The organism is Sphingomonas sp. Leaf17 (genome assembly GCF_001421505.1).
GTDB lineage: Bacteria > Pseudomonadota > Alphaproteobacteria > Sphingomonadales > Sphingomonadaceae > Sphingomonas.
On sequence record NZ_LMKL01000005.1, the window covers coordinates 140221 to 152709 of the forward strand.

Sequence of the window (12489 nt, forward strand, 5' to 3'; positions counted from 1 at the left end):
GTCATTGCGAGCGTAGCGAAGCAATGACGGGCTTGGGGGGACCGTGAACGTCTGCCCCCTCACCCCTTGGGGAAGAAGCGCTCCACCACGCTCGCCGCCAGCCGCGCCGGCCGCAGCGTCTGCGCGTCCAGGCAGCACCAGCTCGACTTGACCTCGGCGATGACGTCCTCGCCGCGCTTGATGACGGTGTCGTAGAACGCGCGCGCGCCCTGCACCTTTTCCAGCAGAACGGTGGCCACGACATCGTCGTCCAGGAACGCCGGCTTGCGATAGGTGATCTCGTGCTTCAGCGCGACCCACAGATGGGCGGCGACCGCGTCGGGCGGCGCGATGCGCTGCCAGTGGCTGATGACCGCCGCCTGCACCCATTTCAGGTAGCTGGCATTGTTGACATGACCCATGAAGTCGATGTCGGCCGGATCAATGCCGATCGGGAAGCTGTGGGGGATGCTGTGTGACACAGACGTCATGTAGCAGACCGCGACGACGCTGGCGATGCCAGGCTCGGTCAGGCGGCGAAGATTTGCGATGGGTGAGGATAGATTTGGATGATGCCGTCAGAACGGCGAATTCATCATCCGGGGAAGAAGTGGTGGAGCCGAGGGGGATCGAACCCCTGACCTTTCGCATGCCATGCGAACGCTCTCCCAGCTGAGCTACGGCCCCATTTCTTCCCGGGAGGCGCGTCCCTAGCCGGGGTCGCCAACCTTGGCAAGCATCATATCGCACTTGCCCGAAAAACTTTGCGGCGGCGGTGTTCCCGTCCGGTCCGACCGGACCGCGGAACACCGCCGCCGCGACGACTCAATGATCGTCGTCGTTGACCGGCGCCTCGACGCCAAGATCGTCGTCACCGCCCAGATCGACCTCGTCGTCGGCCGAGGGTTCCTCGTCGTCGGCGGCCACGGCCAGTTCTTCGTCGTCGGCACCCAGGTCGGCGTCGTCCTTCTTGGTGTCGGCCTTGACCACCTCGAACGGCAGCGGCTGCTTCGACTTCAGGATCGGTTCCGGCTCCCACGCGTGCCCGCAATTGATGCAGGTGACGGGATTGTCCTTTTCGAGGTCGTAGAAACGCGTCGCGCATTTCGGGCACGAACGCTTCGTACCCCATTCCGGCTTGATCATGCCGCCTGCTACCTTTCGGATATGGACTGTGGTGATTTCCGGCCGGACACAAAAGTGCCGCCCACGAAAGTTGCCCGCGCCTTGCCATAGCGGGACCGCACTGTCAAAAGCCCGCGCCGATGGCCCATGACACACCCCAGCCCCACGCCAGCGCGCCCCAGGGTCCGCTGACCGGATCAATCGCGGTTCCCGGCGACAAGTCGATCAGCCACCGCGCGCTGATGTTCTCGGCGCTCGCGGTCGGCACCAGCCGCGTGACCGGCCTGCTGGAGGGTGAGGACGTCCTTGCTACCGCGGCCGCCCTGCGTGCCATGGGCGCGACGATCGTGCGCGAGGACGACGGCACCTGGGTGATCGACGGCGTGGGTGTCGGCGGGCTGCTGCAACCCGAAACCGCACTCGACATGGGCAATTCGGGCACCTCGACCCGGTTGTTGATGGGACTGGTCGCCAGCCACCCGATCACCGCGACCTTCATCGGCGACGCGTCGCTCTCGGGCCGGCCGATGGGCCGCGTCATCGCGCCCTTGTCGACGATGGGCGCCGACATCACGGCCAGCCCCGGCGGCACATTGCCGCTGATGGTGCGCGGCATCTGCCCGGCGGTGCCGATCACCTACACGCTGCCGATCGCCTCGGCACAGGTGAAGTCGGCGATCCTGCTCGCCGGCCTCAACACGCCGGGCATCACCCGCGTGATCGAGCCGGTCGCCACACGCGATCACAGCGAGCGGATGCTCCAGGGCTTCGGCGCGCATCTGAGCGTCGAGGACAGCCCAGAAGGTAAGGTCATCGCGATCACCGGCGAGGCCGAGCTGACCCCGCAGGATATCGTCGTGCCCGGCGATCCGTCGTCCGCCGGCTTCTGGCTGGTCGCCGGGTCGATCGTGCCGGGGTCCGACCTGATCGTCCGCAATGTCGGGCTGAACCCGACCCGCACCGGCCTTATCACCGCGCTGCAGATGATGGGCGCGGACATCACCGAACTGGACCCGCGCACCGTCGGCGGCGAGCCGGTCGCCGACCTGCGCGTCCGCCACGCCCCGCTGACCGCGATTACCGTACCGGCCGACCTCGCGCCCAGCATGATCGACGAATATCCCGTGCTGTTCGTGGCGGCGTCCTATGCGACCGGCACCACGATCGCGCGCGGCGCGCACGAACTGCGCGTCAAGGAATCGGACCGGATCGCGACCATGGCCACCGCCCTGACCGCCTGCGGCGTCGTCTGCCGCGAGCATGACGACGGCCTGGAGATCGACGGCAGCGGCGGGACGGCCATTCCCGGCGGCGCGCGGGTCGCCTCGAAACTGGATCATCGGATCGCAATGAGCATGACCGTCGCCGGACTTGCCGCCGCGGCCGCGATCACGATCGACGATATCGCACCGGTGGCGACCAGCTATCCGGCCTTTTTTGACTCGCTCGCGATGCTGACGGATACCCGGCTGACGGATACCGGGCTGACGAACAACGAGGCGCAGCAACCAGCATGATTATCGCCGTTGACGGACCCGCCGCCTCGGGCAAGGGCACCATCGCCCGCGCCCTCGCACGCCATTACGGATTGCCGCATCTCGACACCGGGCTGCTCTACCGCGCGGTCGCGATGACCGTGCAGACGATGCGGCTGGACCCGTGTGTCGAGGCCGACGCCGTCGCCGCCTGCGACTTCGACGATGCCCTGCTGGCCGACCCGGCGCTGCGCAGCGACGAGGTCGGCCAGCGTGCGTCGCTGGTGTCGGCGCATCCGCTCGTGCGCGCCGCCCTGCTTCAGCGGCAGAAGCGGTTTGCGCGCCAGCCGGGTGGCGCCGTGCTCGACGGGCGCGACATCGGTTCGGTGATCGCGCCCGACGCCGATGCCAAGCTGTTCGTGAAGGCGACGCCGCAGATCCGCGCGCAACGCCGTCACAAGGAGCTTCAGGCCGGCGGCTCGGGCGTCAGCTTCGACAAGGTGCTGGCCGATATCCGCGCGCGCGATGCGCGGGATTCCGGGCGATCGGCCGCCCCGCTGGTCATGGCCGCCGATGCCGCGCTGCTCGACACCAGCTTCCTGTCGATCGAGACGAGCGTGAAGAAGGCGATCGCCCTGGTGGATGCCCGGCGCGCGGGCTGACCGGTACCGGGCAATATCGGCTGCCAGTGTCGGCTGCCAGTATCGGCTGCTTGTATCGGCGGCGCTTTCGCCCTATGACATTGCGGTCCAGTGAGCCGGTGCTCGCGGGGGAAGGCGCGGATGGCTATGCCTCCTGCGCCCTTTTCGCATGAAGCGCATTGTTTTCCCCGGCGTGTCCCAGCCCCACGGATGCCGCGACCGGCATGGGGTCGCCGCGGCGTTTTCAGCCAAGACCAGCGGAACCAACCGCTTGGCCGGAAACAGATAAACCTGAGGACACTCCAACCCTATGGCTACCCAGCCCACTCCTACGCGCGATGATTTCGCAGCGATGCTCGATGACATGTTCGGCGGCGCCGACAGCTTCGAGGGACGCGTGGTGCACGGCACCGTTACCGGCATCGAAAACGACATGGCCGTCATCGACGTCGGCCTGAAGTCCGAAGGCCGCGTGCCGCTGCGTGAATTCGCCGCCCCCGGCCAGAAGGCCGACCTGAAGATCGGCGACGAAGTCGAGGTCTATGTCGACCGCGTCGAGAACATGCATGGCGAAGCGATGCTGTCGCGCGATCGCGCACGTCGCGAAGCCGCATGGGACAAGCTGGAAACCGAATTCGCCAAGACCGCGCGCGTCGAAGGCGTGATCTTCGGCCGCGTGAAGGGTGGCTTCACCGTCGACCTGAACGGTGCCGTCGCGTTCCTGCCCGGTTCGCAGGTCGATATCCGCCCGGTGCGTGACGTAACGCCGCTGATGGACATTCCGCAGCCGTTCCAGATCCTGAAGATGGACCGCAAGCGCGGCAACATCGTCGTATCGCGTCGCGCCGTGCTGGAAGAAACCCGCGCCGAGCAGCGTTCGGGCCTGATCCTGAGCCTGGCCGAAGGTCAGGTCATCGACGGCGTGGTCAAGAACATCACCGATTATGGTGCGTTCGTGGACCTCGGCGGCATCGACGGCCTGCTGCATGTGACGGATCTGTCGTACAAGCGCGTCGGTCACCCGAGCGAGGTTCTGAACATCGGCGACACCGTCAAGGTTCAGATCATCCGCATCAACAAGGACACCCAGCGCATCAGCCTCGGCATGAAGCAGCTGGAGAGCGATCCCTGGGATGGCGCGATGGCGAAGTATCCGATCGGCGCCAAGCTGTCGGGTCGCGTCACGAACATCACCGAATATGGTGCGTTCGTCGAGCTGGAACCGGGCATCGAGGGTCTGGTCCACGTTTCGGAAATGTCCTGGACCAAGAAGAACGTCCACCCGGGCAAGATCGTTTCGACTTCGCAGGAAGTCGAGGTCATGGTCCTGGAGGTCGATTCGGAAAAGCGCCGCATCAGCCTCGGCCTCAAGCAGGCGCAGGCCAATCCGTGGGATGCGTTCGCCGCGGCCCATCCGATCGGTTCGACCGTCGAGGGCGAAGTCAAGAACGCCACCGAGTTCGGCCTGTTCATCGGTCTGGACAACGATGTCGACGGCATGGTCCACATGTCGGACATCGCCTGGGGCGTGTCGGGTGAGGATGCCCTCAACCTGCATCGCAAGGGCGAGACGGTTCAGGCCGTGGTCCTCGACATCGACGCCGAGAAGGAGCGTATCAGCCTTGGCATGAAGCAGCTGGAGCGCGGTGGCCCGTCGGTCGCCGGTGTTGCGGCAGCAGGCGACAAGCTGAACAAGAACGCGATCCTGACCGTCACCGTTCTCGAAGTCCGCGATGCGGGTCTCGAAGTGCAGGCGGGCGACGATGGCGCGACCGGCTTCATCAAGCGTACCGATCTCGGCCGCGACCGCGACGAGCAGCGCCCCGAGCGGTTCCAGGTCGGCCAGAAGTTCGACGCGATGGTCACCGGTTTCGACCGGTCCAAGAAGCCGACCTTCTCGGTCAAGGCCATGCAGATCTCGGAAGAGAAGCAGGCCGTGGCACAGTATGGCTCGTCCGATTCGGGCGCGTCGCTGGGCGACATCCTCGGCGAGGCCCTTAAGGCCCGCATGGACGACGCCAAGAAGTAAGTATCGGTTCGGCCGGCATGCGGGTTCACCCCGCATGCCGGTTCGGTACGCCGACGCGTACAAATGTCTCAAACTGAGATTAACGTCGTTTCGGTCCTATCCTCGTGTCGCCATAACCTGTATCAGGCGGGGGCGTAACGATCTTCGAGCCGGCATCCCGCCGGTCGAGGCGAGGAGGCACAGGCGCAGGATGATACGATCTGAACTGGTCCAGTCGCTCGCGACGGCCCATCCCGACCTTTCCCCGCGTGACGTCGAGGCGATCGTAACGACGTTCTTCGACGAGATCACCGAACGACTGGCGGCCAATGGCCGGGTCGAATTGCGCGGATTTGGAGCATTTTCCACCCGCGCGCGCGATGCCCGCAACGGCCGCAACCCGCGCACCGGCGAAGTGGTCGAGGTCGACGCCAAGCGCGTCCCCTATTTCAAACCCGGCAAGGAAATGCGCCTCCGCCTCAACGTCTGATCGCGGAACAGGCATATCCCGGCTTGACCTGCGCGTCGCGCTGGGCTTGTCCTTGCGGCGTGTGCGGACGTGGCGAAATCGGTAGACGCTGCCGACTTAAAATCGGTTTCCATCGGAGTGCGGGTTCAAGTCCCGCCGTCCGCACCATCCTGACGACCCTGTTGCTGCTCACGGCCGGCTGCGACCGCCGACCCGACACCGGTGCCGTGGTCGTCAGTGCGATCGGTCCAGCGCCCACCGGCCTGCTGCGCGACCCCCTGCCCCCGCCTGCACGCCTGCTGGTCGATTCGACCGCGCAGGGGCTGGTCCGCTTCGATGCCGCGGGACAGATCGAGCCGGGGCTTGCCGAACGCTGGATCGTGATCGACCAGGGCACAAGTTACATATTCCGGCTGCGTGAAGCCCAATGGGCCGATGGCAGCCCGGTCACCGCCGAACAGGTGTCGACCATCCTGCGCCGCCGCATGAGCCTTCGCGGGAGCGGGCCGCTCGCCCCGTTCCTGACCGCCGTCGACGAAATCGTGGTGATGACGCCGCAGGTCATCGAGGTCCGGCTGCGGCATCCGCGACCCGACCTGCTGAAGCTGTTCGCGCAGCCCGAACTGGCGATTGCGCGTCGCCGCCCGACGATCGGATCGGGACCATTCCGTATTTCGGGCGTCCAGCAGGGGTCGGTCGCGCTGCGGCCGGCCTTCGACCCCAATATGGCCGATCCCGAAGACCAGCGTGAAGCGGTGCCCGAGGAGGACGTACGGCTGATCGGCGAACGCGCGGCGCGGGCGATCGTCCGCTTCGTGCAGCGCCGGGCCGATCTGGTGACAGGCGGCTCCTTTGCCGACTGGCCGCTGCTGGCCACCGTCCGCATCGCCCCCGCCGACCTGCGGATCGACCCGGCGGCCGGGCTGTTCGGGCTGGCGATCGTGTCGCGTGAGGGCTTCCTTGGCGATGCGCTCAATCGCGGTGCGCTGGCCCAGGCGATCGACCGGGGTGCGGTGACGTCCACCGTCGCACCGGCATGGGAGGGCACCGACCGCATCCTGCCCGACACGCTCGACTCGGCCCGCCCCCCGGCCGTGCCCGGCTGGACGTTGCTCGATCAGGCCCAGCGTCAGGCGGGGGCCGCCGCGCGCGTCGCCAACTGGACCGGCGGTCCGGTACGACTGCGGATCGCAATGCCGGCGGGTCCGGGCGGAACATTGCTCTATGCGCAGATTGCCGCTTCGCTCCGGCGGATCGGCGTCGGGGCGGACCGGGTCGCGATCGACGCCGACGCCGACCTGCGGCTGGTCGACGCGGTCGCGCCCTATGACAGCGCGCGCTGGTATCTTGCCACCGCCTGCCAGCCTTGCGGCGCGGCCGCGACCGCCAAGCTGGACGAGGCGCGACAGGCCCCGACCATGGCCGACCGCGCGGCCCGAATCGCCGAAGCCGATGTGCTGATCGTCGACGATGTCCCCTTCATCCCGATCGCCCGGCCGCTGCGCTGGTCGCTGGTCGCACCGCGCCTCAGCCAGTGGCAGGCCAACACGCGCGCATGGCACCCGTTGAATCGGCTGCGCAGCGACCCCAACTCCGCTCCATGACCCAGCGCGCCACCCGCATCGACCCCATGGACGTCCTGAACCGCATGCCGGTCGGTCGCGATCCCGCCGCCATCCGCGCCCGCGTCGTGGCGATCGAGGCGATGATGGAGCGGGCCTTCGTCATCCCCGGCATCAACCGGCCCGTCGGCCTGGACGCCATCATCGGGCTGATTCCGGTGCTGGGCGACGTGTTCGGCGCGGCGATGGGCAGCTGGATGATCTGGGAGGCGCGCAATCTTGGCATGTCGAAACTGCAACTGGCGCGGATGGGCGGCAATGTCGCGTTCGACACCGCGATCGGCCTGATCCCGTTCGTCGGCGACGCGGCCGACTTCCTGTTCCGGTCGAACACCCGCAATTTGCGGATCATCAAGCGGCATCTGGACAAGCATCACCCGGCGACGGTCACCGTCACCGGGTAAGGAATCACCGGCCGCCGCGCCAGATCTTCAACGTGGCACCCGGTTTCAGCCCGCCCTGATGCGCCGGGCACCGGGTATAGCGGAACGCCGTGTCGAGACAGATCCAGATCTCGTCCAGCCACCCCTGCCGGTTGGCCGTTACCCGCATCATCCCGGCACCAAGCCCCGGATTGCTGCGCGCCATCGCCTGTGCCAGGCCGCCGGCGGTCAGCGGTCGCCGCGACAATGCGTTCATATCCGGGTAGCGCAGGCGACCATAGAGCGCGGTCGAGCGGGCGAAATAGGCGTCGGGATCGAAACCGGGCATGCAGGTGCCGTGCTTGGCCCATTCATGCTGCAACAACTGGGCAGAGGGCGTCGAGCACAGGTTGCGCCGGATCGTCGCCGCCGACAGCAGGTCGGTCGATTTGCAATATTGCGGCCAGTCCTTGCCCACGCCGTCCGGCCACAGGCCGTGCAGCGTGAATCCGAACCGCCCACCCCCACCAGTGCCGCCGCCGCCGCACTGGAACCGGGCGGAGGCCTGTCGCCCGTTCTGACGGCAATATTGCGGCGTCCAGCTGATCGCCAGCGTATAGCTGCCGATCGGCAGCACACGGCGGGGCTGGCTCGCGGTGGGCAGGTCGGGGCGCGGACGCGGCGGCGTCGCCGGGACCGAACAGCTATAGGCCTGCGCCTGCGCCACCGCCGGACTGGCGAACAGGGTGATCGCGATCAGTGTGCGAACGGCGTTGGTCATGCGTCGAACTCCGTATCGACGTCACCCATGTACCGACGCTCGGCAAACCATTCGCGCGCCGTGGTGCGAAAGAACAACTGGCAGGCAACGATGCCGAGGATCGCCTGTGCGGTCGTCAGGATGCCGAACAGGCCATTGGCCAGCACGCCGCTGGCCACCTGGAGCAGATACCCGCCCGCGTTGATGGTTGTCAGCACGACCAGCAGCCACAACGCGACCCGGCTGGCCCGCCGCGTGGTCAGGATCAGCAGCAGCAGCGACAGGCCGATGAAGAAGGCGTTGACCCCGATCGCCACCGTCGCCCCGCTCTGCGCGACTGCGTCATCCCAACCGAGAATGGCGAGGACCAGCAGCAGGACAATAGACGCCAGATAGAGATATTCGCCCTGTACGATGGATTTGGGACGCATGGGCGCTCCTGCTGGTGACGGCTTCAGGCTGTGACGGCTAATCTCTCGGTGCCATCAGGCCGTGGCGAAGTCGAGGCCGATATCGGCGGCTGGCGCGGATTGGGTCAATCGCCCAACGCTGACATAGGTCACGCCGGTCGCGGCGATCGCCTGGATGGTGTCGAGGGTGACGCCGCCCGATGCCTCGGTCGGCACACGCCCGGCGACCAGCGCCACCGCCTCGCGCAGCAGGTCCGGTCCCATATTGTCCAGCAGCAGGTGGGTGCCGCCCGCCGCCAGCGCGGGTTCGATCTGGTCGATCCGGTCGACCTCGACGATGATGCGGGCGATCCCCGCCGCCTTTGCGCGCGCGACCGCCGGGCCGACGCCGCCGGCGACCGCGACATGATTGTCCTTTATCATCGCCGCATCCCACAGGCCCATGCGGTGATTCTGCGCGCCGCCCATCCGGGTCGCATATTTCTCGATCACGCGAAGTCCGGGAATGGTTTTCCGCGTATCGAGCAAAATCGCGCCGGTGCCCGCGATCCGGTCGACATAGTGGCGGGTCATCGTCGCGATGCCCGACAGATGCTGCACGGTGTTCAGCGCGCTGCGCTCGGCGGTCAGCATCGCGCGCGCATTGCCCTCCAGCCGCATCAGGTCGGTGTTGGCCGACACCCGGTCGCCATCCGCCACCAGCCGTTCGATCCGCACCTCTGGGTCGAGATGCCGGAAAAACGCCTCGGCGATGTCCAGCCCGGCGACGGTCACGGCATCGCGACTGTCCATGATGCCGACAAAGCGGGCGTCGGCGGGAATCACCGCCGCCGACGTGATGTCGCCACCCTCCCCCAGATCCTCGGCCAGGGTTGCCGTGACAAACTGGTCAATGTCGAAACCGGGCAGGTCGATGGGCATCCGTGATTTTCCCGCGAAAGGTTACAAAGGTTATACCCACAACCGGGGGTAAGGGGGCGGAAATCAGTCCCCCGTCACCCTGGCCGGTCCCAGATCGCCCTGCCCCACGGTGCCGCCGGCCATCGCCAGCATCGCGTCGAGGCTCTTCTTGGCGCGCAGGCGGAGATCCTCGTCGATCTCGATTCGCGGGGTCAGGTCGCGCAGCGCGATGTACAGCTTCTCCATGGTGTTCAGCGCCATGTAGGGGCAGATGTTGCAGTTGCAGTTACCGTCGGCACCGGGCGCACCGATGAAATGCTTGTCCGGCATCGCCTTTTCCATCTGGTGGATGATGTGCGGTTCGGTCGCGACGATCAGCGTCTGCGCAGGGGTGGTGCGCGCATAATCCAGGATGCCGCTGGTCGAGCCGACATAGTCGGCATGGTCGAGGATGACCGCCGGACATTCGGGATGCGCGGCGATCGGCGCATCCGGATATTGCGCCTTCAGCTTCAGCAATTCGGTTTCGCTGAACGCCTCGTGGACGATGCAGACGCCCGGCCACAGCAGCAGGTCGCGACCGGTCTTGCGCGCCAGATAGCCGCCCAGATTGCGATCCGGACCAAAGATGATCTTCTGGTCCGCCGGCAACTGGCTCAGGATCTTTTCGGCGGACGAACTGGTGACGATGACGTCGCTCAGGCCCTTCACCGCCGCCGAGCAGTTGATGTACGTCAGCGCGATATGGTCGGGATGCGCGGCGCGGAAGGCGGCGAAATCCTCCGGCGGGCAACTGTCCTCCAGGCTGCATCCGGCATCCATGTCAGGCAGGATGACGGTCTTTTGCGGGCTGAGGATCTTGGCGGTTTCGGCCATAAAGCGCACACCGCAGAAGGCGATGACGTCGGCGTCCGTCGCCTGCGCCTTGCGGCTGAGGTCGAGACTGTCGCCGACGAAATCGGCCAGATCCTGAATCTCGGGCCGCTGGTAATAATGCGCCAGGATCACGGCGTTGCGCTCCTTGCGCAGCCGGTCGATCTCCGCGCGCAGGTCCAGGCCGGTCAGGGTGCCGCCGATGCCGTTTCGTGCGTCCATGGTCTTCAAAGCTCCGGTGGCGGAAAGGTCAGGTGTCCCGCGCCCTGTAGCGCGACGGACACCGCTGGCGAAAGTCCTAGTTGGTGTTGCCCAACACCTCCTGCAACGACCGCGTCGTGTCCCAGCGGCTGTCGTCGGCCTTCGGTTCGTCGGCAAAGCGCACCTTGACCGTCGCGTTCAGCCCCGCCGCCCGCAATGGCATGGCAAAGCTGCCCTCGACCGCGCGGCGGGTCGCGTCACGGGCCAGCTTCATCGGCATCGCATCGCGCGCCTGCCGCACCAGCTCGACTTGTCCGGCCCGGCGATTGGCGGCATCCAGCCGGCTTTCGGCATCGGTCAGCGTTGCCAGCAGCCCGCCCGACCCATATTCGCGGATCGCGTTCATATCGACCTGCGGCCCCTCCACCTCGATCGGCGGCAGGGTGACGAGCAGAGTCGAGGTGGCGGCGTCCCACGCGACGTCGCGCTGGGTCAGCTTGCTCATGTCGACCTCGTACCGCACCAGCCCCGGCATGATGAGCGTCTTCTGCGTCGACAGGCCCATCCGCTCCTGCCGCGAGGTGACGACCGCGACGTAGCGCGCGGCGAAGGCCGACAAGCGGTTCTGTTCACGCACGCCCTGCAGGCTGGCGCTGGCGATCGTCGTCGGATCGGGCGACAGGCGTTGCGTGACATAACGCTGTACGCCCCACGCCAGCAGCAAGGCGGCCAGCACCAGCAGCAGCAGGACGCCCGCCGTTTTCAGCAGGAACGCGCCAACCCCGCCACGCGGGCGTATCGTCACAGTGTCGTCCACACGCCGTCCTTTCCGGTCACCGCCCCGCGATCGCGCAGGTCGTACAGATGCGCCAGCACCGAGCGGGCGGCGGCCGGGGCCAGTCGCGGGTCGATGCCGACATACATGCGCGCGACCAGATCGTTCAGGTCGTGCGATCGTTCCGCCAGCAGGCGCAGGATCTGTCCCTCGCGTTGCCTGCGATGACCCAACATGCTGCGGACCCAGCGATGCGGCCGCTCGATCGCCTTACCGTGGCCCGGGTAATAGACGCGGTCGTCGCGGCGGAGCAGCGTGTCGAGACTGGCCATATACGCCGCCATGTCGCCATCGGGCGGTGAGACGACGCTGGTCGACCAGCCCATGACATGATCGCCCGAAAACAGCGCACGCGTCTCCGGCAGGGCAAAGGCCAGATGGTTCGACGTATGCCCCGGCGTTGCGATGGCCGCCAGCGTCCAGCCCGTCCCGCTCACCGTGTCACCCTCCGCCAGCACGCGGTCCGGCCGGTAGCCGGCGTCGAACGACGGATCGGCGGCCCCGTTGTCGTTACGCCGGTAATGAGCCGCTGCCCCGACGATCGGCGCGCCGGTGACGACCGCGAGCGGGCGGGACGCGGGGCTATGGTCGCGGTGGTGGTGCGTGATGACGATCGCCCGCACCGGCCGTCCGGCGATCCGATCGAGGATCGCGGTCAGATGTGCGGGATCGTCCGGCCCCGGATCGACGACCGCCACGTCGGTCTCACCGACAATATGCGTCTGTGTACCGGTGTAGGTGTAGGGCGATGGATTGGGTGCGAGGATCCGGGTGACCAGGGGTTCGAGCTGGATCGGGATGCCGGTCGGATGCTCGCTCATCGTCATGC

Annotated in this window: 14 protein-coding genes and 2 tRNA genes; 7 read left to right on the forward strand and 9 right to left on the reverse strand. The window is 66.9% G+C overall.

Annotation, left to right across the window (positions count from 1 at the left end):
- Positions 1–59: 59 nt before the first annotated feature.
- The 3 genes from ASE75_RS07620 to ASE75_RS07630 all read right to left on the reverse strand — a co-directional run bounded on the left by ASE75_RS07620 (position 60) and on the right by ASE75_RS07630 (position 1125).
- Positions 60–461, reverse strand: coding sequence for an acyl-CoA thioesterase (locus ASE75_RS07620; protein ID WP_200922327.1), 402 nt, complete (start codon positions 459–461; stop codon positions 60–62).
- 129 nt (positions 462–590) lie between these two features.
- Positions 591–666 (reverse strand) — tRNA-Ala (locus ASE75_RS07625).
- 138 nt (positions 667–804) lie between these two features.
- Entirely contained in the window at positions 805–1125 is a 321-nt protein-coding gene (locus ASE75_RS07630; protein WP_055931430.1) for a TIGR02300 family protein, read from the reverse strand.
- A 119-nt stretch (positions 1126–1244) separates the two neighbouring features.
- Between ASE75_RS07630 and aroA the strand changes: the two genes are divergently transcribed.
- From aroA to ASE75_RS07665, 7 genes are all read left to right on the forward strand, one after another.
- Positions 1245–2621 (forward strand): 3-phosphoshikimate 1-carboxyvinyltransferase, encoded by a 1377-nt coding sequence (gene aroA / locus ASE75_RS07635; RefSeq protein ID WP_055931434.1) that lies wholly within the window; start codon positions 1245–1247, stop codon positions 2619–2621.
- On the forward strand, positions 2618–3241 hold the full coding sequence (gene cmk, locus ASE75_RS07640) for a (d)CMP kinase (protein ID WP_055931437.1): 624 nt from the start codon (positions 2618–2620) through the stop codon (positions 3239–3241). The genes aroA and cmk overlap by 4 nt, the downstream gene beginning before the upstream one ends.
- A gap of 289 nt (positions 3242–3530) precedes the next feature.
- Positions 3531–5249 (forward strand): 30S ribosomal protein S1, encoded by a 1719-nt coding sequence (gene rpsA, locus ASE75_RS07645; protein ID WP_055931439.1) that lies wholly within the window; start codon positions 3531–3533, stop codon positions 5247–5249.
- 190 nt (positions 5250–5439) lie between these two features.
- Positions 5440–5718, forward strand: coding sequence for an integration host factor subunit beta (locus ASE75_RS07650; RefSeq protein WP_055931442.1), 279 nt, complete (start codon positions 5440–5442; stop codon positions 5716–5718).
- 63 nt (positions 5719–5781) lie between these two features.
- Positions 5782–5865, forward strand: a tRNA-Leu gene (locus tag ASE75_RS07655).
- A gap of 14 nt (positions 5866–5879) precedes the next feature.
- On the forward strand, positions 5880–7301 hold the full coding sequence (locus ASE75_RS07660; protein WP_235512551.1) for an ABC transporter substrate-binding protein: 1422 nt from the start codon (positions 5880–5882) through the stop codon (positions 7299–7301).
- Positions 7298–7723 (forward strand): DUF4112 domain-containing protein, encoded by a 426-nt coding sequence (locus ASE75_RS07665; protein WP_082463859.1) that lies wholly within the window; start codon positions 7298–7300, stop codon positions 7721–7723. The genes ASE75_RS07660 and ASE75_RS07665 overlap by 4 nt, the downstream gene beginning before the upstream one ends.
- A gap of 4 nt (positions 7724–7727) precedes the next feature.
- Here ASE75_RS07665 and ASE75_RS07670 read toward each other — a convergent pair whose 3' ends face one another.
- From ASE75_RS07670 to ASE75_RS07695, 6 genes are all read right to left on the reverse strand, one after another.
- Positions 7728–8462 (reverse strand): ribonuclease T2 family protein, encoded by a 735-nt coding sequence (locus ASE75_RS07670; RefSeq protein ID WP_055931446.1) that lies wholly within the window; start codon positions 8460–8462, stop codon positions 7728–7730.
- Entirely contained in the window at positions 8459–8872 is a 414-nt protein-coding gene (locus ASE75_RS07675; protein ID WP_055931448.1) for a hypothetical protein, read from the reverse strand. Before ASE75_RS07675 ends, ASE75_RS07670 begins: the two co-directional genes overlap by 4 nt.
- Before the next feature lie 54 nt (positions 8873–8926).
- Positions 8927–9772, reverse strand: coding sequence for a carboxylating nicotinate-nucleotide diphosphorylase (nadC, locus tag ASE75_RS07680; protein WP_055931450.1), 846 nt, complete (start codon positions 9770–9772; stop codon positions 8927–8929).
- 63 nt (positions 9773–9835) lie between these two features.
- Entirely contained in the window at positions 9836–10846 is a 1011-nt protein-coding gene (nadA, locus tag ASE75_RS07685; protein ID WP_055931452.1) for a quinolinate synthase NadA, read from the reverse strand.
- A 76-nt stretch (positions 10847–10922) separates the two neighbouring features.
- Positions 10923–11642, reverse strand: coding sequence for a DUF4230 domain-containing protein (locus ASE75_RS07690; RefSeq protein ID WP_082463860.1), 720 nt, complete (start codon positions 11640–11642; stop codon positions 10923–10925).
- Positions 11627–12481, reverse strand: coding sequence for an MBL fold metallo-hydrolase (locus tag ASE75_RS07695; protein WP_055932155.1), 855 nt, complete (start codon positions 12479–12481; stop codon positions 11627–11629). The genes ASE75_RS07690 and ASE75_RS07695 overlap by 16 nt, the downstream gene beginning before the upstream one ends.
- Positions 12482–12489 lie beyond the last annotated feature (8 nt).

Coding starts and splice junctions, on each gene's coding strand:
- ASE75_RS07675 (WP_055931448.1), bottom strand. CDS start 8,872: ATGCGTCCCAAATCCATCGTACAGGGCGAATATCTCTATCTGGCGTCT.
- ASE75_RS07665 (WP_082463859.1), top strand. CDS start 7,298: ATGACCCAGCGCGCCACCCGCATCGACCCCATGGACGTCCTGAACCGC.
- ASE75_RS07630 (WP_055931430.1), bottom strand. CDS start 1,125: ATGATCAAGCCGGAATGGGGTACGAAGCGTTCGTGCCCGAAATGCGCG.
- nadC (WP_055931450.1), bottom strand. CDS start 9,772: ATGCCCATCGACCTGCCCGGTTTCGACATTGACCAGTTTGTCACGGCA.
- ASE75_RS07650 (WP_055931442.1), top strand. CDS start 5,440: ATGATACGATCTGAACTGGTCCAGTCGCTCGCGACGGCCCATCCCGAC.
- rpsA (WP_055931439.1), top strand. CDS start 3,531: ATGGCTACCCAGCCCACTCCTACGCGCGATGATTTCGCAGCGATGCTC.
- nadA (WP_055931452.1), bottom strand. CDS start 10,846: ATGGACGCACGAAACGGCATCGGCGGCACCCTGACCGGCCTGGACCTG.
- cmk (WP_055931437.1), top strand. CDS start 2,618: ATGATTATCGCCGTTGACGGACCCGCCGCCTCGGGCAAGGGCACCATC.
- ASE75_RS07670 (WP_055931446.1), bottom strand. CDS start 8,462: ATGACCAACGCCGTTCGCACACTGATCGCGATCACCCTGTTCGCCAGT.
- ASE75_RS07695 (WP_055932155.1), bottom strand. CDS start 12,481: ATGAGCGAGCATCCGACCGGCATCCCGATCCAGCTCGAACCCCTGGTC.
- aroA (WP_055931434.1), top strand. CDS start 1,245: ATGGCCCATGACACACCCCAGCCCCACGCCAGCGCGCCCCAGGGTCCG.